This window comes from Fibrella musci (assembly GCF_041321105.1).
Taxonomy (GTDB): Bacteria; Bacteroidota; Bacteroidia; order Cytophagales; family Spirosomataceae; genus Fibrella; species Fibrella musci.
In genome coordinates this window covers 549964-569139 of sequence record NZ_JBGGWD010000004.1, presented here as the reverse complement: position 1 = coordinate 569139, position 19176 = coordinate 549964, and the positions used below count along the sequence as shown (strand labels likewise).

Here is a 19176-nt window from a genome sequence, read left to right as displayed (position 1 = left end):
ATACTGTTCTGCCAGTATTTATGCGCCTTACTTAGTCGCCTGAATGTTGACATACAGTCACTTACACATAGAAACACACCCGATTAACTGTACCAGTTGATCTACCGATTTTATCAATGGCTAAACCAGCTATCGGGTACGGGAGCGGGGTCCGAGCCGTTGAGGCTGTAGGTCAGTTTGAGCGTGAATCCACCACCGCCTTCAATGAAATCGGCTTCGATGGGATGCTTACCCGCCGCAAGGGCCACCTGTCCGCTTTTTTCGATCGGGAAGTGATTGCCGTCGTTGTCGACCACGAGCCGGTTAGCCAGGCGCAACACGCCGCCGTCGTCGCAGGTATAGAAGAAGGTGTAAATGCCCGTCTCAGGTACGTTCAGATAGCCGCGAAACTGAACGCCAAAGCTCGGCGCGCCGACCGCCGCTGGTATCGCCACGTTGGGCGTCACAAACGTACTGTCGGGGGTCAGCCCCTTCATCAACTTCGTTTCCCGGAAGTATTTTTTGAAAAAGTGTGCGGTCAGACCGGGTTGGGTCGTAGCTGATCCGGTGGGTTGGGCGTAGGGCTGCTGCCGATAGCGCAAGGTATAAACGTCGCCGCGCAGTCCACCCGCCGTAAACGCCGCCAACTTAATCGTCTGTGGTTGATTGATTACAAACCCATCGGGCAAACCCGGTGAGGTGGATTGAGGTAGAGAGCCGTCGGTGGTGTAACGAAGCGTGTAACTGGGCAACGGGCGTTTGATGGTCAGCTTTGCCTGATCAACAAACACGTTCTCTTCGGCGAAACCCGTCAGGTCGGGCAGGCGATAGTGAATATTCAGCTGCTCCATACGGTCATAGTGCGCCAGTAGCCGCTGCTGAAATGACGTGTACAGGTCGCGGCCCGTCCAGACGGCCTCCGACAGCGCCACCATCCGGGGCATCACCATATAATCGGCGCGGTTTTCGGTGGCGATGTACTCCGTCCAGAGGTTGGCCTGCGCTCCCTTGACCAGGTGAGCCTGTTCAGGCTTGATCTCCGCTGGCACCACCGGCACCCGATATACCTGCTCCACCGACTGTTTGCCCGGCGGGCTATCGAAATAAAGCGCGCTCACGGGCGTCATCACGATGACATTCCCGTTTTCGGCCGCTTTGCGGGGGGCGTCTTTCACCCAGCTTCGCCAGTACATGACAGTCGCCGACGGCTGGAGGCCACCTTCCAGCGCATCGTCCCACACCAATAGTTTTTTACCTTTCGACTGAATGTACTCGCCCATGCGGTGTACAAAGTAGCTCTGCAACTCTTCGACGGTTTTGACTCCCTTTTCCTTCATCAACGCCTGGCAGGCAACCGATTGCGCCCAGGTCGTCTTTTCCACTTCATCGGCTCCGATGTGTACATACGGGCTGGGGAAGAGGGACATCACCTCGTCGAGCACGTTTTGCATGAACGTATAGGTGGGCTCGTTACAGGGGCATACCGGCACCGAAAACGTCTTGCCCATTCCCGGCTGTCCCGTGCAACTCAGGAACGGATAGGCCTGAATAGCGGCGCTCAGGTGGCCGGGCATATCAATCTCCGGCACAATCGTGATGTGGCGCGCGGCGGCATAGGCAATCAGCTCGCGCAACTGCGCCTGCGTGTAGTAGCCACCATACTCGGTTTTCCCGTCGCGCTGCCGGATAAACTGCCGGGGTAATTCAAAATCAGGTTCCGACTTGGCTCGTTTCATCACCACCGAATCCTGATTGTTGAAGGTGCGCCAGGCGCCTTCACTCGTCAGTTTCGGGTATTTCTTGATCTCGATGCGCCAGCCCTGATCATCGGTCAGATGGAGGTGGAAGGTGTTGAATTTGTACAGTGCCAGCCGGTCGATGTAGGTGCGCAGGTAATCGAGCGAGAAAAAGTGCCGCGATACGTCGAGGTGCATACCGCGCCAGTCATACGCGGGCTGATCCTGAATCTGCACGGCGGGCAGGGTTAGCGACGGGCTCGCTTTCCGCTCGGCTGTTGGCGGCAACAGTTGGCGAATCGTCTGCACGGCCCGGAACATCCCCGTGGGCGTACTGGCCCGCAACAACACCTGTTTCGGCGTAATGGTCAGCGCATAGGCTTCGGAGGCAGTAAGGGTCGCGTCGTATTGCAATTGGATCATCGGCGCATTACCAGTCGTGGGCAGGCGTTTACCCAATCCGTGCACCAGCAGTTGCTGCAACTGCTCGGCTTCATTCCGAAACCGGCCATCCGGCGATCGCACTACCGTTTTGGGCGTAATCACAAACGTACCGGAAGCCGACGTCAACGACGTAGGATAGGGAATGAGCGGATAGCGTACTGATTCCGTTTGTGCCTTTACCGCACCGGTCAGCAGCAGACAAGCGCCCAGCAGGGCAATCAATTTAGGCATGAGCAGAAACGTCCAGACCTATAAGGTTTTAAAAACCTTATAGGTCTTTTATTAGAAAGAGAACCAGACTACCTACCGGCTAGTGAGTTTGAACACCCAGGCGGCTTGCTTCGAGGCTGTTTGCCGGGCGACTTCAGGCAGGCTGACGACCAGGCCAGCTGCTGTTTTCTGAGCTTTCAGCGGTTTGGCGTACCCCAGCAGCCGCACCTCGGCCTTGGCCGGAATCGTGCCCGCCGAGAGCGTCACCGAGGCCGGGAGGGGTTCGTTGTCTTTGGGCAGGTACGTCTGGTAAAAAGCCTTGCCGTTACCCGTAAACGCCCACTGCCCCTGCCGGTAAGGCGCTACAGGTTTGGTGCCGTAGATCGACTCACCGTTGACCTGCAACCAGGCCCCGATTTCCTGAAGGCGCTGGTAGGCTTCTTCGTGCCACTCGCCGTCGGGGCCGGGCGCGATGTTGAGCAGCAGGTTTCCGTTTTTAGCTACGATATCGACCAGCGTCTGCACCAGTTTGCGGGCCGGTTTGAAGTTCTCTTTCGGAATGTACGACCACGAATCGCCCATCGTCAGGCACGACTCCCAGGGAATGGGCAGGTACGTCTCCGGAATCGACTGCTCGGGCGTTACGTAGTTTTCAAACTCACCCGTCACGGTGCGGTCGACCACCAGCAAACCGGGCTGATGCCGGCGACCCATCTGGGCAATGCGCGCCATGTCGATGTCCTGATCGTAGGGAATGGTGCGCTGCCAGCTAATCGAGGTGTCAATAGTACTGGCCGGACGTACCCAGCCGCCGTCGAGCCACAGAATATCAACCTTGCCGTAGTCCGTCATCAGTTCTTCGATCTGATTGTAGGTGAAGTCTTTGAACTTCTGCCAGCGCTCGGGGTACTTTTTCGGCGAATACGACACGTTCCGGTCTTTGGGTGGGAAATACGGGTCCCAATAGGTCGTGGTGTGCCAGTCGGGTTTCGAGAAGTAGGCACCCACCATGAAATTCTGGTCCCGGAACGACTTGAACACCTCCTTGGCAACGTTGCTGCGGGGGTTTTTCGAGAACGGCGTTTTGGCGTCGGTGATTTTGTAATCGGTCTGCTTGGTGTCGAACATGCAGAAGCCGTCGTGGTGTTTGGTCGTAAATACCACATACTTCATGCCCGCGTTTTTGGCCGCTGTGGCCCAGCGGTCGGGGTTGAACTTCACCGGGTTGAAGGTCGTCTGCAGGTTTTCGTAGGCCTTCTTGTATTCATACCAGTTGGCAGCGTAAGGGCCGCGCCGTTCGCACCAGCCCTCATCTTCCGGGCATAGCGACCACGACTCTACAATCCCCCATTCGCTATACGTACCCCAGTGCATCAGCAGACCAAACTTGATGTCTTGCCACTGAGCCAGTTTCTGGCGTACGAGGCTGTCTTTGGGTACGACGTAATGCGCGTGGTTCTGTTCGCTATGTTGCTGCGCCAGCAACGTGCATGGCGCCAGCAAGAGCGCCAGCAACCAGCTAAAAGGGAGTGAACGTAAGTTGTGCATGGTAGTAGGAAGTGGGGGAAGATATGAACTATGAAATAGGAGATATGAATGATGAATTGGCTTCGCTACGCCAAAAGCCCCTGATTCATCATCCATATCTCCTGTTTCATAGTTCATTTCATCTTTTTCACCAGGTGGTTAAGCAGGACGTTTTCTTTTAGATCGTAGATGTACTCCCAGAACATGACCCCGGCCAGGCCCTTCTGCTTCACGTAGTCGATTTTGGGGTCGAACGATTCGGTATCGGCGTAGGAGATAAACGTGCGGTTGTCGGGGTTCCAGAGGTAAGGGGCTTTGGCGTCGTCGTCCCAGTAGCGCACAAAGCCGTTTTTGTTGATGTACTTGGCCACCAGTTCGTCGTAGCTGATGAACGAGTGTTTGCCAGCAGCAGGTTGGTAAAGCCCGTTGTCGACGGGCTTGCAGTCGGCCCACCCCCGGCCATAGAACGGAAGGCCCAGCACAATTTTTTCGACCGGCACACCCGCCCGAATGTGTCCATCGACCGCCGACATCGAGCTGTTGCGCGACTGATCGCCCTTCTTCGATTGCGCCAGCGGGCTGTGGTGGCCCGTTACTTTGTCGTTGCCGTGGTAGAGATCATACGTCATGATATTGACGTAGTCCAGGTAGCGCTGGGCTTCACCCAGGTTGGTGTGGTTCACAAAGGCCGTGTCGCCGCCGGTAGCCGCCGTCAGCAGGTAATGGTTGGCCCCCGTGCGTTTGTCGAGCTTACCCTGCTCATCGAGACGGTCGCGGAGAGCTTTCAAAAACAGCGTAAAATTCTCCTTGTCTTCGGGCCGGTAGATGTTACCCGCCCCAATCTGGGCCGGGTATTCCCAGTCGATGTCAAGGCCATCGAGCCGGTGTTTTTTCAACAATGCAACGGCACTATTGGCAAACCGGCGGCGCGAGGACTCCGTTAATGCGGCGTCTGAAAAGTATTTGCAGCCGCCCCAGCCACCAATGGAAATTAGGATTTTCAGGTCTTTGTTCTGGCTACGTAACGACGTCAGTTCGGCCAGATTTGCCACGTCTTTAGCCGAGATCGGCGCGAGCTCGCCCGTTTCGGCCGGCACCGCAAACGCGTAGTTGATATGGGTTACTTTGTTGGGGTCGATCTGCGCTTTGGTCCACCCGCCGCCACTCACGTACCCAATGAGCACCCGCCCCTTAGCCGGTGGTGTCGCTGCTGTCGACGGATTACCAAAAACAGACAAACTAAATAGGCCAGTGAATAACGCCGATAAAAGGAGTCGCATAGAAGCTGATCAAAAGAATGTATGGCAAAAATATAGTTTTTTAATTTTTTTAAAAACTCATCTACTTTTAGACAGATTTTTAATTTACTGTCTTCGACCTTTCCTATCTTTCAAAGAAATTAGATGATTTTGCTCTTTTTTTACCTTAAAGCTGGATTTCATCGTGATTTTTCAATCAATTCCCCCTTTCACCTACACTACTACCAATCGACTTCCTCAGCGCGGCCGCTCCTATGTTACCCTCTACCACGCCCGATGACTCCCTTACCAAACAGTCTGTTGTTGCCTACAAGAAGAACCTGAAGTTTAGAAAAGCACTTGCTTACCTCTACCAGGAAGGCTCGTGTACACTGGCCGAACTAGCCAGTGAACTGCACACCAGTATCCCATCGGTAACCAATCTGGTCGATCAGCTCATTGAAGACGGCTGGGTAATCGCCATTGGTACCGCAGCCGGTAACAACGGGCGGCGCCCTGCGGTGTTCAAGTTTAACCCGACCGGGCATTATTCGGTCATTCTCGATAGCGGCACCCATGGCACCCGCCTACTGATTGTCAATTTGTTACGCCAGATTCTTTTCGAGAAAAGCGTCGACTACCCCCTGGAAGACCGGCCCGAATTTTCGGCTTTTCTGGTCGATTTTGTCAACGATTGTCTGGCCGACTCGGGGCTACCCCGACAGGATATGCTTGGCGTAGGACTATCCCTGCCGGGCCTGATCGACTCCCGGCACAGCCTCAACCTGAGCTATCCCCAACTGGGCATGCCGGGACAGTCGCTGACTTCATGGTTAGAGTTGCAATGGCAGATGCCCGTCTTTTTGCTGAACGACACCAAAGCCACGGCACTGGGCGAGCATCGGTTTGGGCGGGCTAAAGGTAAACAGCATGCCCTGGCCATCAACATCGATTGGGGCGTTGGGCTGGGGATCATCATCAACGGCGACGTGTTTCAGGGCGCCTCCGGGTTTGCCGGTGAGTTGGGCCATATTCAGGCCGACCCTAAGGGCTCTCTTTGTTACTGCGGCAAGATTGGCTGTGTCGACACGCTGGCTTCCGCTTCGGCGCTGGTGCGGCGGGTGCAACAGGCGGTCGTTTCCGGGCAGATAACCCAGTTGGCAACCCTTCGGCACGTACCTGAGCAGATTACTGTCAGCCAGATTGTGCAGGCTGCTTATCAGGGCGACGCCTTCGCGATCGAACAGCTGTACGAAACGGGGCTTCATCTGGGCAAGGCACTGGCCATCGCCGTTACACTGTTCAACCCCGAAATCATTATCGTCGACGGGGTACTGGCCGAAGCGTCGCTTTTCGTGACCAATGCGCTACAACAGGCGATCAACAGATACTGCCTCAGCGGCTTCCGCGATACGCTGACCGTAGAGATTACCCAACTGAACGGCGACGCGAAATGGCTCGGCACTCACGCGCACCTGATCGAGAACCTATTCGCGTCGGCTTAGGGCTCTTTTGCCCCCTTTCACTCCCGCTTTTTTCAACTTATTGACCACGAACGTACCCAGCGCCCGCCCCTGCGCCAATCCGTTGTCGACGGCGTCGCGGTAGTGAATACCACCGTATAGTCGAGAAATCGCCGCCTCTGCGGCCGCCTGCCGAAACGACGTAAACGAGCGCGAGGGGAGTTCAAAGAGTTCTTCGGTGGTATCGGTAAACGCAAACTGATCACCCAGCAGGTACGTCAGTACCTCCGACACGGCGCCCGAAATGACGCTGTGGCCGCTGGGGTATTCGGGGAAAGGCGGCGTTTGCAACATCGGCTGCCAATGCGGGTCGATATGGCGATTAATCACGGTTTCGGGACGTACCCGGCTGCTGCGGTACTTCTCATCCCAGCAACTGATGAAGGCGTCCATCAGCGTCAGGGCCGCCAGCGAATGTAACTGAACGGCCTCATCGAAGGGCAGTTTAGCCTGCTGCGTCACCTGGCTGGTGATGTTGATCCAATGCCCGCCGGGGCTGATTTTCTTAAACCCGATGGCCATGTGCCCCGCCGTATTGACGGCAAACGGATTACAGTCCCAGTAGGCTGCAATCAGGCGCTGTGCTGGCGTCAAGGTCTGGCTGGTGCGGTGCACCTCGCGCGTCAGTCGGTAGAACGTGCTGCTCGTGTCGGTGCTGAACGCGGCGGGCGGTGGCGGTATAAACTGCGTGCAGGAGTCGATCAGCATGGGCCGGATGGTGCGCCAATGCGGCTCGATCGCTTCCATGTAGGCTGGTGGCGTCGGGTACCAGTAGCCATCTTTTTTAGTGGGGCGGTAACGGCCTCGGGCGCTTAGTTTGCCGTAGTTGTCGGTGCGGGCATAGGCTACGACGGCCTGAGCGACGCGCTGCGCCTCCTGTACCGACCGCTGGATTTGCAGCTCGGCATACCCATCGCGCCGCAGCCGTTCCAGCAACTGTTGCTGCTCTTTTTCCAGCGAAGCCCCCGACGGCAGCAGGAGCCGCCCCGTTTCCAGAATACAATAGAGCGCGGCAAGTTGATAATCGTAGGTGTTGTCGGTAACGGCTGGGTACGTTGGCGCGGTTTGCAGCAGTTGCCGGGGCGACACCAGTTGCGGATTGTGGCGAGCCACCAGTTCGTGTGCGCCCAACAGACAATAGCTGTAAAACCGGCTCGCCGCGGGCGGATTCACCACGTCGTGCATCATCACCATCGTGAGCGCAAACACGGTGGGTTGCAGTTCTTTGGTGGCCTGCGGACGAGGTTTTGCGCCCGCCACGCCGTTCATCAACCACAGCAGGGCGATCAACAGGTACGTTTGGGCGGTGTGTGGCTGTGCTTTCATGGACGTTGGGTTTGGTAGACCTGAAGCGGTTGGTTGTACGCCCCGATAAGCCAGTTTGGTTTTCCACCGATGGTCAGTTCAACTACCGATTTGACATCACCAAGTACTGAGAGTCCCGATTCGGTTTGGGGTACGTAGGTGAAGCCCCCGCGTCCGTCGTTCAGCAGCAGGCAACCGTAATTGGCGTCCATGCTACCCAGTTTGAGCCGGTTATCTGATTTGTTACCCAACAACAGTAGATCGGCGCGGCCATCGGCGTTCACATCGTTAACCACCACCTGGCTTACCGGCGAGAACTGCGCCTGAATGGGCAGAAACTGTTTGGCAAACCCCCGGCCTGTATTCAGGAAATAACTCGTCTGCACGTCGGTAACGGCCAGTTTCTGTGCTTTGCCCAGCTCATCGGGTGTCAGAATTTTCTCAATCGAGGCGTCGGCGTAGTCTTTGTAATAGCCAAACCGCCGCCGCATGCCGTAGATCTGATCGTTCAGCTCGTCGCGGCTCACAAACGGGTACATTGTTCCCTGCACGTAGAAACAGAAGAACGGGTCGATTGACCCGTTACTGTCGAAATCGGCGTAGAGCAGTTCGGCGGGTTGTTCGGGGGTGATGTTGAGTTGCGTATTGGTGCCCAGATTCCCGGCAACCAGATCGGGCCGACCGTCGGCGTTCAGGTCGGCAAAGGTGAGCGTTTGCCAGAAGCCGGGTGCCTGATTGGGAAAGAACTGCTTGCTCTGATCGACAAAGCCGGAGGGCGTATTCAGGTAGGCTTTCAGCGGCATAAACTCGCCACAGAGTACCAGGTCGGCGCGGCCATCGGCGTTCAGGTCGATCCAGCGGGCATCCGTCACCATACCCACGTTGGCAAACGGCACCTCGGCCAATTGAAACTGCGGCTGGCCACCCGGCCCCTTACCGGTATTCACCAGCAAATACGACGGTGGCGGCTCGGGGTAGCGACCGGGAATGACGCGTCCACCCACAAACAGGTCCATATCGCCGTCATTGTCGTAGTCGTAGGGCCGCACGCAGGCCTTGCTGCTGCCCGTCACATTGGGCAAGGCGTTGGTCGCGAGCGACAGACCACCTTTGCCATTGTTCAGGTATAATTCATCCTGAAGCGAGGGCGAGTTCGGCTCAAACAGCGAATAGCCGCCTTTTGCCACATACAGATCGTCGTAACCATCGCCATTGGCATCGAAAAAATGGGCTGCCGACACGGCCGATACCGTTTCATCGCCAATGCTGAGGCTGGTCACCGGCGCGAGCGTGCCGTTGGGCTGTTGCACCCAAACGGTCCCGGCCTGTTTCTGGTCACCGCTGATAAACAGGTCGGCGCGCCCGTCTTTGTTCAGATCGCCCTTAGCCATTATTGGCCCAACGTGCGAGTACATCCAGAGCATTAGCGGCTGCCGCTTGAAATCGTTTTCCTGGTACCCTTCAAACGTTCGATCAATGGGCGACGGCTGCCGCCGAAACAGGGGCACCGGCGTTTTGCGGGCGGTAGTGGCTTGGTTGCCCGTCGATTGTTGTTTGATGGTTAGTTGCTGATTGGCCTTTACGCCATCAAGCCGTTGCATCGATCCGTCGGGCCAGACCACCCGTACCGAATCGGCCAGTGTGGACGTACCCAGCCCGAAATGCAGCGTGGTGGGTTGAGTAGAGAGGTATCCCCGCACCGGGTTTAGCTCCTGAAACTGCTGCTGCGTGCCGGTATACACCCATACTTTCGCCCCTACGGCCTGCGTATTCCCGGCGGTCGGCTCCAGACGGATTTGCAGGTACGTATTGCCCGATGCGCTGCTGGCCAAATTCTCGTAAAGCGAGGCAACGTCGTTGGTATTGTTGATGATCAGGTCCAGGTCGCCATCATTATCGAGGTCGGCACAGGCGGCTCCGGCCGAGATGGTGGGCTCCTGCAAACCCCACTCGCGCTGCCGATTGGTGAAGGTGAGGTCCTGATTGTTCCGGAAAATGTAGTTGGGCACTTTGGTTGACGGCATGGCCCGCACCAGGTCCATTAGCTGCACCGGCTCCCGGTCGATAGCCTTTTTGATTTTATAGTCGCCCCAATAGCGCAGAAAGTCTTTGTTGGTGTAATCGCGGAGGTATCCGTTGGTAATGAACAGATCTTTATAGCCGTCGTTGTCGAAATCGGCCAGTAGCGGCGACCAGCTCCAGTCGGTGTTGGAGACACCGGCCAGTTGGGCAATTTCGCTGAACGTACCGTCGCCGTTGTTCAACTGAAGCATGTTGCGCATGTATTGCCGTTGTAAACCCTGCTGCTGCATCAGTTCGAACGACTCGTAATTCTCCTGTAACTGAAGCAGTTTCTGCCGCCGGTTGTCTTCGGGCAGCATATCCAGCGACATCACGTCGGGCAGGCCGTCGTTGTTGTAGTCGGCCACATCGACGCCCATCGAAAACTGCGGCAGATGCCGGAAGCTTTGGGCCGTCTGATCACTGAACGTGCCGTTTTTCTGGTTGATGTAGAGGTAATCGGGTTCGTTGTAATCGTTGGTCACGTAGAGGTCGGGCCAGCCGTCGAGGTTGATGTCGGAGACGGCCACGCCGAGACCAAACGTCAGCGGATACTGGTGGATGCCTGCTTTTTTCGACACATCGACGAACCGCTCGCGCTGGTTTTCCAACAGCTTATTACCAGCCAGTTCGTCGGTTTCCTGGTGTAGCCGGGCTAGCTCCAGGTTGTCGTATTTCTTCACGTTGTGGTGTAACAGAAACAAGTCGAGGTCGCCATCGAGGTCGTAGTCGAAGAAAGTCGCCTGCGTGTTATAGCCGGCATCGTTCAGCCCATATTCCTTTGCTTTCTCGACAAACCGGACCGGGCCCCCTTTCTGGCCCGTCTGGTTGATAAACAGTTGATTGCCCCGTTTGGCTGCATCGCCTTTACCCGAGTAGCAGACGTAAATATCGAGCCAGCCGTCGTTGTTGATATCGACCAGACTGACACCCGTTTTCCAGCCGCCCGCGCGCCCGCCCAGTGCCGGGCTCGCCTCGCGGGTAATGTCTTTGAAGCTGAGGTTGCCCTGATTCAGGTACAGCCGACAGTCTTTCATATTGGCCGTGAAAAACAGATCAGGCAGACCGTCGTTGTTAAAGTCGCCCACGGCTACGCCGGCGCCGTTAAAAAAGTATTCGTAGGCCAGCACGTTGAGGCTTTCCGTCTCGTCGATATCATTCCGAAAGCTAACGTGTGTCTGGCTGGCGGGCAGCGGCCGAAACAGGGGTTGTGCCTGACCCAACGCCGTGCCGCCGCCGATCAAGGTTAGCGTCACCAGCCCCAGGTACGTTGCCCATCGGCGCTTCCCATCCGCTTTATTTCGACTCATCTGCCAATCCATTCCTCAACAACTAATCAATAAAACTACTAAAAAAGCCAAAGGCCTCCTATCACAGAGACCTTTGGCTTTAGACTACTCAGTGCACTATTTATCCCACCAAACGCGGGCGGTCCAGGTGTCGCCACCCGAGAGTTTGCCAGTCACCGACTGGTAGTTGGCCGTGTTCAGCGACCCTTCAGACGTTGGGTAGGGCTGACGGCGGGGGATTTGCCCACCCGAGAAGTTACCCACGTAGTTCACGGGCGTCAGCACGGGGAAGCCCGACCGTTTCCAGTTGTTCCAGGCTTCCGAGAAGTTCATCAGCAAGCCGGTGGTTGCCCAGTATTGCTCGTTGATCTGCTTCAGCGCGTTGGCGGCTACCAGCGGGTTAGCGTCGGCATAGGCCGTTGCCGTAGCGGCATCAACAGCGCCACCCGCTCCATACGTAGCCAGTGACTGGATACCGGCCACAACCCCATTTTTGTAGTGCTGTGCCGCTGTGCCACCCACGTTGAAACCACGCGTTGCGGCTTCGGCCAGCAGCAGTTCAACTTCGGCGTAGGTCAGCACGAACAGCGGCGCACTGCGGTTGCGGTAGATGTTCGTTGGGCGTGAGTATTTGCCAATCGGCGTCACGTCGGCACCCGAACCGGTAGCACCCGGATACCCCGGCGCCTTGCTGATGTCGGTAGCGCCACCATTCAGGTCATACCCGTTGGGCAGGCCAACCTGTGCAGCAGGCGTCGAGTTTGACGTACCGGCAGCCGTCTGGTTGGCCGCCAGACCAGCAGCGGGCACTTCAGCGACTTTGCTCAGACGCGGGTCGTTGGTTGCTTTGAGGTAGTCGATCAGCGTCTTGCTCCAACGTACCTGATAGATATCGGCCAGGGTAGTCAGGGCCTGCCCGTTGCTGTTGGTGAACCCTTTCGAGTCGTCGGTCAGCACATAGGCGTCGTCGGCAACGCTGCTGAACACGCCACCGGCAGCCGCCTTTTCCGCATACGTTTTGGCAGTAGCGGCATCGGATTTTGTCAGGCGCATCGCCAGCTTCAGCATGAGCGAGTAGCCAAACTTCTTCCACTGCGCTACATTGCCTTTGTACGGATAGGCGTCGTTGGTCGCAATGGGCGACGAAGCGTTCAGCGCGGCCGTAGCCGTTTCGAGGCGGGTCAGCAGCGACTTGTATACGCTTTCCTGAGTGTCATAGGCGGGCAGGGTAGTGCCTGCTTTCGCCTGCAAAGCCTGCGTGTACGGAATGTCGCCGTATGTATCGGCAATCGTCGACAGGGCCTGTGCCTGCATGATGACAGCGATACTGTTCAGGTTGGCCAGAGCGGGTTTGCCTTTGGTCAACTGCTCCATTTCGTAGGCGTAGCTGGCCGCCTTGTAGTTGATATTCCAGGTACGTTGCTGATAGTCGCTGGTGTTACCCGAGATCACGTACTTGTCGGCATTGGAGTAGTAGTTGGCAGCCCCCGACGACGTCGAGGCCATCAGCTGCACCCACATGCTCTGGAACAGAATGGGACCATTGTAGCCAGCCGTTGCGTTTACGTTCTCATATTGAGCACTTGCCAGCAACAGGTTGGGGTCGAAGGTAGCCGCCGACGCTTTCGTAGGGTCGGTATTCAGCTGATCGAGGTCGTTGGTGCAGGAGAACTGCATGGCCCCGATTAAGCACGATAAAGCAATTAGTTTCTTAGTCATAATGCGAGGGTGCCTCTTATTTGAACTTGATGTTTACGTTGACGCCGTAGTTCCGCACCGACGGTAGGTTGCCCCCTTCAATGCCTGAGTAGCGGAGGTTGGCACCAAACGAAGCCTCGGGATCGATGTTATCAGTCTTCTTCATGAAGTAGAAGAGGTTACGCGCTACCAGCGAGACGTTGATGCCCCGGATCAGCGGCAGTTTTTCGAGCAGGCGAGGCGGCAGGTTATAGCCGAACGTAATCTGACGCATTTTGATGAAATCACCGTTTTCAACGCTCACTTTCGTTACGTTGTTAGCCAGCGCCGTGTAGTAATCCTGCGCCGACGCTTTCACCGTGTTGGGGTTGCCATCGCTCGTTACCCCGGTCGTGATACCACCTTCGCGGCCAACCAGCGTTTCCTTATGCAGGCCGCGGCGGTAGGCGTAGTTCTCGGTAGCCGACAGGATTTTGTTGCCGTAGTTGTAATCGACCAGGAACGACAGGTTGAAGTTGCCGAGCAGGAAGTCGTTGTTCCAACCACCGTAGAGCGTGGGCAGTACCGTACCCAGGTTGATCAGCTCGCCACGTACCGGCAGGCCCGATGCGTCGACGACAATCTGGCCATTGGCGCCATACTTGTAGTCATACGCCCGAATCTGCGGACCCGATTCGCCCACGACAAATGCCGTGATCGCGTTGCCCAGCGTGGCCCGGTTTGACCCAAGGCTGATTGGGTTGTTACCAGCGTCTGTCTGCAGAATCTTGTTGCGTACCGACGTCAGGTTGAGGGAGCTGTTCCAGGTGAAGCCAGCCTTCTTGATTGGCGTGCCGTTGATCTGGATTTCTACACCTGTGTTCTGCGTCGAGCCCGTTCCTACTACACCACGCGTATAACCCGTAGCCCAGCTGTAGTTGGCAGGCATGATCTCGTTCTGCGTTTTCTGGGTATAATAGGCGATATCGAAGCCCAGGCGGTTGCCGAAAAAGCGCAGTTCCAGACCCAGTTCGACCTCGCTCTTCGTGAATGGCTTCAGGAACAGGTTGGGCAGTTCTTCGCTGAAGTTACCCGTAGCGGTACCGTTGATCGCATTGCCAACGCCGTAATACACACTTGTACCGTAGGCACTTGTAGGCTCACCGCTGGTTACGGCGTAGGCCGCCCGCAGTTTACCGAAACTCAGTTGCGGTACGCGCAGGAAGTCATGGAAGATGAACGCACCCGTTACTGATGGCGTGAAGATGCTCCGGTTGGCGCTCGGCAGCGTCGAGTACGTATCGTAGCGGCCCGTTGTGCTCAGGTTCAGGAAGCCTTTATAACCTAGGTCTACGTTGTAGTAGGCCGATTGCACTTCGGTGTTGGCTACCTCGTAGTTCCGGCCGAAGTTCACTACGTTGTTCCAGCTATACAGGTAAGGCAATACGAAGGGACTACCGCTTACACCGACTTTCTCATACTGATTCTTCCGAACGTTAGCACCAAGTAAGGCGTCGACCGTGAAGTCAGGGGTGATCGACTTGTTGATACCTACAAGGGCGTCTACGTTCAGTTCCGTACGTTGGGCATTCGACAGTTCGTCGAGGCCGCCTTTGGTACCATTCGAGAAAGCGGTTCCCCAAGGCGTTACCTTGAAAATTCGGTCGTTGGCGTTGTCGTAGCCGATCCGAGCCTGCGCGTAAATCCAGTTGGCAAACTGATACTTCGTCGAGGCCATCGAGATCAGACGCTTCCGATCCACGTTGTTCACAAACTGGCTCGTCACGAAATATGGGTTCGTTACGTATTCATCGTCGCTGAAGATAATCTCGCGGCCCGTTACCGGATCGTAGCCCGGTGCCAGAATCCGCTGATCGATGTTCGTAGCCAGCAGCAGACCGTTGTTAGCGTTCAGCGGGGCATCGCTCAGGCTGGGCTTGTTCTTCACGCGCTCATCGATGTAATTGGCCAGCACGCTGAAGCTCAGCTTCGACGTAATGTTCTGATCGATCGTCAGGTTGATCGTCTTGCGGGTCAGGCCGCTGTTTTCGATGATCGCTTTGTTGTCGAGGTTCGACAGCGACAGGCGGAATGAGCCATTGTCACCCCCTTTGGTTACCGATACGGTGTTGGTGAAGTTCGAACCCGTCTTGTAGAAATTCTTGATGTTGTCGCGCTGTGCCGTGTAGGGGTACATCTTGCCATCAAACTGGATGGTGCTGCTACCGTCCAGTTTACTACCCCAGCTCATACGACCCGTTTGCTGGGCCAATGCCTGCGTAGTCGGTTTGGCACCCTGGAGCCCCTGACCGTATTCGTACTGAAAATCGGTGAAGTTAACCGGGCTATCGGCCGTGAGGTTCATGTTATACTCTACGGCGAAATCACCTTTCCGGCCCCGCTTGGTCGTTACCAGAATAACCCCGTTCGATGCACGAGCACCATACAAAGCAGAGGCCGATTGGCCTTTCAGTACCGTCATCGTTTCGATGTCGTCCGGGTTGAGGTTACCCAGGCCATCGCCACCATCGGCACCACCCCACTCACCCGCGCTACCACGCTGGGTGTTGTCCATCGGTACCCCGTTGATGACGATCAGCGGTGAACCAGCCGAGTTCATGCTGGGCATGCCCCGCATCAGGATCTTGGCCGTACCGCCGGGACCGCTGCTCGTACCTTTTACGTTCAGACCAGCCACGCGGCCCGCCAGCGAGTTACCGATGTTGGTTTCGCGGGCTTTGGTAAACTGAGCGGCATCGACGGTTGTTACGGCGTAACCTACTTTACGAGCATCTTTCGACACGCCAAGCGCCGTCACGACCACTTCATTCAGTGTGGCGTCGCCGGGTTGTAGTTGTACGTTGATTACCGTTTGTGTACCCACGGTAATCTCCTGGCGGGTGTAGCCAATGTACGAAACCACCAGTACGGCATCGTTCTGGGGTACGTTGATCCGATAGCTACCGTCGGCGCCCGTATTCGTTCCCCGTACGGTTCCCTTGATGCTAACCGTGGCGCCTGCCAGGCCATTTCCTTTTTCGTCTGTCACGACGCCGGTGATTTCCCGGTCGGCAGCCAGAAGGGGTACTAGCCCTACGACTAACCACGCTCCTACCAGGAGCAAACCTTTCAGAAAGGCTTTTCGTAATCTTTGTTCCATACGCTATGCTTGAAGAGTAGCTGTAAGATGTACTTAGTCTGAACCGGCCTTTTGTTGGCCAACCCTTTTGGCAAATATATTTCGAGTTTTTAAAATTTTTTAATAAATTAACAATGCAATCGATTTATTTTAAAAATATTCTGCGCTCATAGGCTTGAAAGGCCTACTATATAGGTGGAAAGTAGCACCACCTGCATCTACTCTAAGTACTTATTCATAAAAATCAGATACCTACGTGTAGCGCATTATTTATACGGATCGGCACAAAAAACCACTAGCCATGATTCAGATGGCTAATGCATCCGAATCATGGCTAGTTTGAGCGTATTAGCTCTGTTTAGACTACGTTTCGCTGATACCGAGCGGTTACATATAATGCTCGGCCTGATAAACTTTGTGTTCGATTGTGGCGGTGGTCAGTGTGTAGGAGAAACCCTTCTGAACGGAAAAAGCCCCGATTTCGCCCTGTTTGTTAACGGCGATAAAGCCCACCTGAAAGTCTTTGGCCCGCGCCGGATCGCGCTTGACGATGCGTTCGATAGCCCGCTGGCAGGCTTCTTTAGGCGATAGCCCGTGCCGCATCGCCTCTACAATAGTATGGGCGCCACACATCCGGATCACTTCTTCGCCTTGCCCCGAGCCGGTTACAGCCCCCACTTCGTTATCGACATACAGGCCCGGCCCAATCAGCGGTGAGTCGCCAATGCGCCCACGCATCTTGAACGCCATACCACTGGTCGTGCACATGCCCGACAGGTTCCCCGCCGCATCGAGGGCTACGGTGCCCATAGTATCGTGGTTGAAACTACCATCATCGAAGTAGTTGGGGCTGAACTGCATAGGGTCGTAAGGACCGCGGCCCCGCTGCGGCGCTGATTTCGTATTCTCGATGTTGATTACCGGCTTGTATTCCGACTTCTTCAGCCACTCGCGGTACGCTTTTTCGGCGTCGGCCGAGAGTTTGGCGGGCTCCAGTGCAAAGCCATTGGCCACGGCAAACTGCTGTGCCCCGCTCCCGACCAGCATCACATGCGGTGTGTTTTCCATCACCTTGCGGGCTACCGAAATCGGGTGTTTGATTCGTTCCAGAAACGCTACCGAACCGCAGTTGAACCGGTCGTCCATAATGCAGGCGTCGAGCGTTACGAACCCATCGCGATCGGGGTTCCCATCGAGCCCTACGCAGCAGCTTGGCTCATTTTCAATAGCGATGCCGGCCTGCTCCACCGCATCGATAGCCCGTCCATTGGCTTTCAGCATTGCCCAGGCGGCTTTGTTGGCCGTTACGCCACTATCCCAGGTAGAGATCACAACGGGGCGTTGCGGAGCCGGGGCGTTGGCGGCCCAAAGGTTGGTCCAGGAAAGGCTGGGCAGCATAGCCCCTAAGCGGAGAAATCGGCGGCGCGAAGGCATTGGGAAGCGATTGGTTAGGTGACAGAATCAGGTTGAGTGGCTAAAAATAGAAAAAAGCAGGGGCCGCAACTTCGTTGCGGCCCCTGCTTTTTCACGAAATACCAGCGCAGTTTATTTGATCCGCGTCCAGGTTTGCGTTTTACCGATCGCCCGGATTCCAACGTACCCACGCACATAGAGTGAGTTGGGGTCGTTGAGTTTCATGTAGCAGCTATACGTTTTGCCGTCTTCGGGATTATAGATTTTTCCGTCTTCCCATTGGTCGTCGCCGTCGAACACAAAGTCCTGCATAATGTTCAGATTAAGCAGGGGGCGGCTTTTCAGTTTGGCGTCGGGGTTTTTCGAGTCAACTTTGGGCTTTCCGGTGGCAGGGTCGTTGGGCTCCGACAGCCAGATTAGCTTGCCATAGTACTTGTTGGCCTGTTTGTAAATCTGAATATGGCCTTTCTTGGTGCCGTTGAGCCACGTACCCAGCACGGCATCGGGGTTTTCAGCCGATTTAAACGCCGTTGTCAGAAAAGTAACCAGCAGTATGGGTAAGATGAAGCGCTTGCCGTTCATGCGTTGTGCAATGGTTGGTTTAAATATGATTTTAACAAGAAAGCAAAGATACAGTACTGAGACAAGATTCGCACCGCAAGGATTAATTAGAACGAGATTAGGATGACCATCACCATTCGCACTGCCGTCGAGCAGCCCGTCGACCAGGTTTGGGCCGGCTTTAACCGCGACCTCTTCGACCGGCTTAGCCCGCCCTTTCCGCCCGTCAGGGTATTGCGCTTCGACGGCTGCCTTACCGGCGACGTGGTATCGCTCGAGCTAAATTTTCTGCTCTTCAAACAAACCTGGACCAGCGACATCATCGATCAGCAAACTACGCCCGACGAAATCTATTTTATCGATCAGGGCGTGAAGCTGCCGTTTTTCCTGCGTGCCTGGCACCATAAACACCGCCTGATCAGGCAGGGCAGTGGCACCGTCATCGCCGACGAAATCACCTACCAAACACCCTATCGTCTGTTCGATTACCTGATGTATCCGCTAATGTGGGCGCAATTTGTCTATCGAAAACCTATTTATAGACAGACATTTAGCCGTTTAAAATAAAAAATCATACAGCTGTTGTGTTCAGTTGGGAAGGGTCCTAACTTGTTCACGCAAGTGATTCTTAAACCTAAACGTTCTCCGCTTCCATGGAACCTGTTTCTTTCTCTTCTCCGTCTGTTCTTTCCCGCGAAAAAGCCAGTCCTATTATTCGTTTTGTTGCTCTTTTTATTGATGGCATCGTTGGGTACGTTCCCATGCTTGTGCTTTCGTTTATCTCCTACAAGCTGGGTACGTTGGGGTACCTCGCCTCTATCGGTTACCTGCTGACCCGCGACAGCCTGCCGTTCCTGAACGGGCAAAGTGTTGGCAAAAAACTGATGGGCATCAAGGTGATTAAAGAAGACACCGGCGCCAGCATCATGGGCGATTATGGCACGGGCGTGGTACGGGCCATTCCGCAGATTATTCCGCTGCTCAACCTCGTCGATGCCCTTGTGATCTTCCGTGACAACTCAAAACGGTTTGGCGACGAGTGGGCCAAAACGATTGTCGTGAAAGCCTAGTAGG

Annotated in this window: 12 protein-coding genes; 3 read left to right on the top strand and 9 right to left on the bottom strand. The window is 55.6% G+C overall.

The window, feature by feature from the left end; translation table 11 throughout:
• Positions 1 to 113 precede the first annotated feature (113 nt).
• The 3 genes from ACAW74_RS15590 to ACAW74_RS15580 all read right to left on the bottom strand — a co-directional run bounded on the left by ACAW74_RS15590 (position 114) and on the right by ACAW74_RS15580 (position 5176).
• Positions 114 to 2390 (bottom strand): family 20 glycosylhydrolase, encoded by a 2277-nt coding sequence (locus ACAW74_RS15590; protein ID WP_370699132.1) that lies wholly within the window; start codon positions 2388 to 2390, stop codon positions 114 to 116.
• A gap of 72 nt (positions 2391 to 2462) precedes the next feature.
• Complete coding sequence (locus tag ACAW74_RS15585; protein ID WP_370699131.1) at positions 2463 to 3917, bottom strand: alpha-L-fucosidase; 1455 nt, start codon at positions 3915 to 3917, stop codon at positions 2463 to 2465.
• A 113-nt stretch (positions 3918 to 4030) separates the two neighbouring features.
• The gene (locus ACAW74_RS15580; protein WP_370699130.1) at positions 4031 to 5176 is read right to left on the bottom strand and encodes a glycoside hydrolase family 18 protein; all 1146 of its coding nucleotides are present in this window, start codon (positions 5174 to 5176) and stop codon (positions 4031 to 4033) included.
• Positions 5177 to 5409: 233 nt separating this feature from the next.
• Here ACAW74_RS15580 and ACAW74_RS15575 point away from each other — a divergent pair, with 233 nt between their 5' ends.
• Complete coding sequence (locus ACAW74_RS15575; protein ID WP_370699129.1) at positions 5410 to 6639, top strand: ROK family transcriptional regulator; 1230 nt, start codon at positions 5410 to 5412, stop codon at positions 6637 to 6639.
• Here ACAW74_RS15575 and ACAW74_RS15570 read toward each other — a convergent pair.
• From ACAW74_RS15570 to ACAW74_RS15545, 6 genes are all read right to left on the bottom strand, one after another.
• A complete protein-coding gene (locus tag ACAW74_RS15570; RefSeq protein WP_370699128.1) occupies positions 6622 to 7983 on the bottom strand; it encodes a vanadium-dependent haloperoxidase in 1362 nt (453 codons plus the stop codon). The genes ACAW74_RS15575 and ACAW74_RS15570 overlap by 18 nt on opposite strands.
• The gene (locus ACAW74_RS15565; protein ID WP_370699127.1) at positions 7980 to 11333 is read right to left on the bottom strand and encodes a VCBS repeat-containing protein; all 3354 of its coding nucleotides are present in this window, start codon (positions 11331 to 11333) and stop codon (positions 7980 to 7982) included. The genes ACAW74_RS15570 and ACAW74_RS15565 overlap by 4 nt, the downstream gene beginning before the upstream one ends.
• Before the next feature lie 96 nt (positions 11334 to 11429).
• The gene (locus ACAW74_RS15560; protein ID WP_370699126.1) at positions 11430 to 13031 is read right to left on the bottom strand and encodes a SusD/RagB family nutrient-binding outer membrane lipoprotein; all 1602 of its coding nucleotides are present in this window, start codon (positions 13029 to 13031) and stop codon (positions 11430 to 11432) included.
• 16 nt (positions 13032 to 13047) lie between these two features.
• Complete coding sequence (locus tag ACAW74_RS15555; protein ID WP_370699125.1) at positions 13048 to 16149, bottom strand: SusC/RagA family TonB-linked outer membrane protein; 3102 nt, start codon at positions 16147 to 16149, stop codon at positions 13048 to 13050.
• A gap of 366 nt (positions 16150 to 16515) precedes the next feature.
• Positions 16516 to 17562 (bottom strand): isoaspartyl peptidase/L-asparaginase family protein, encoded by a 1047-nt coding sequence (locus ACAW74_RS15550; protein WP_370699124.1) that lies wholly within the window; start codon positions 17560 to 17562, stop codon positions 16516 to 16518.
• Positions 17563 to 17673: 111 nt separating this feature from the next.
• Positions 17674 to 18123, bottom strand: coding sequence for a DUF2147 domain-containing protein (locus ACAW74_RS15545; protein WP_370699123.1), 450 nt, complete (start codon positions 18121 to 18123; stop codon positions 17674 to 17676).
• Positions 18124 to 18225: 102 nt separating this feature from the next.
• Here ACAW74_RS15545 and ACAW74_RS15540 point away from each other — a divergent pair, with 102 nt between their 5' ends.
• Positions 18226 to 18669 (top strand): SRPBCC family protein, encoded by a 444-nt coding sequence (locus ACAW74_RS15540; protein WP_370699122.1) that lies wholly within the window; start codon positions 18226 to 18228, stop codon positions 18667 to 18669.
• Between the two features lie 86 nt (positions 18670 to 18755).
• Positions 18756 to 19172, top strand: a complete 417-nt coding sequence (locus ACAW74_RS15535; RefSeq protein WP_370699121.1) for an RDD family protein — start codon at positions 18756 to 18758, stop codon at positions 19170 to 19172.
• The last annotated feature ends 4 nt before the right edge of the window (positions 19173 to 19176 follow it).

Excerpts from the sequence above, each read along its gene's own strand:
- ACAW74_RS15540 (WP_370699122.1), top strand. The coding sequence starts at position 18,226 with ATGACCATCACCATTCGCACTGCCGTCGAGCAGCCCGTCGACCAGGTT.
- ACAW74_RS15545 (WP_370699123.1), bottom strand. The coding sequence starts at position 18,123 with ATGAACGGCAAGCGCTTCATCTTACCCATACTGCTGGTTACTTTTCTG.
- ACAW74_RS15570 (WP_370699128.1), bottom strand. The coding sequence starts at position 7,983 with ATGAAAGCACAGCCACACACCGCCCAAACGTACCTGTTGATCGCCCTG.
- ACAW74_RS15575 (WP_370699129.1), top strand. The coding sequence starts at position 5,410 with ATGTTACCCTCTACCACGCCCGATGACTCCCTTACCAAACAGTCTGTT.
- ACAW74_RS15565 (WP_370699127.1), bottom strand. The coding sequence starts at position 11,333 with ATGAGTCGAAATAAAGCGGATGGGAAGCGCCGATGGGCAACGTACCTG.
- ACAW74_RS15585 (WP_370699131.1), bottom strand. The coding sequence starts at position 3,917 with ATGCACAACTTACGTTCACTCCCTTTTAGCTGGTTGCTGGCGCTCTTG.
- ACAW74_RS15555 (WP_370699125.1), bottom strand. The coding sequence starts at position 16,149 with ATGGAACAAAGATTACGAAAAGCCTTTCTGAAAGGTTTGCTCCTGGTA.
- ACAW74_RS15590 (WP_370699132.1), bottom strand. The coding sequence starts at position 2,390 with ATGCCTAAATTGATTGCCCTGCTGGGCGCTTGTCTGCTGCTGACCGGT.
- ACAW74_RS15560 (WP_370699126.1), bottom strand. The coding sequence starts at position 13,031 with ATGACTAAGAAACTAATTGCTTTATCGTGCTTAATCGGGGCCATGCAG.
- ACAW74_RS15550 (WP_370699124.1), bottom strand. The coding sequence starts at position 17,562 with ATGCCTTCGCGCCGCCGATTTCTCCGCTTAGGGGCTATGCTGCCCAGC.
- ACAW74_RS15580 (WP_370699130.1), bottom strand. The coding sequence starts at position 5,176 with ATGCGACTCCTTTTATCGGCGTTATTCACTGGCCTATTTAGTTTGTCT.
- ACAW74_RS15535 (WP_370699121.1), top strand. The coding sequence starts at position 18,756 with ATGGAACCTGTTTCTTTCTCTTCTCCGTCTGTTCTTTCCCGCGAAAAA.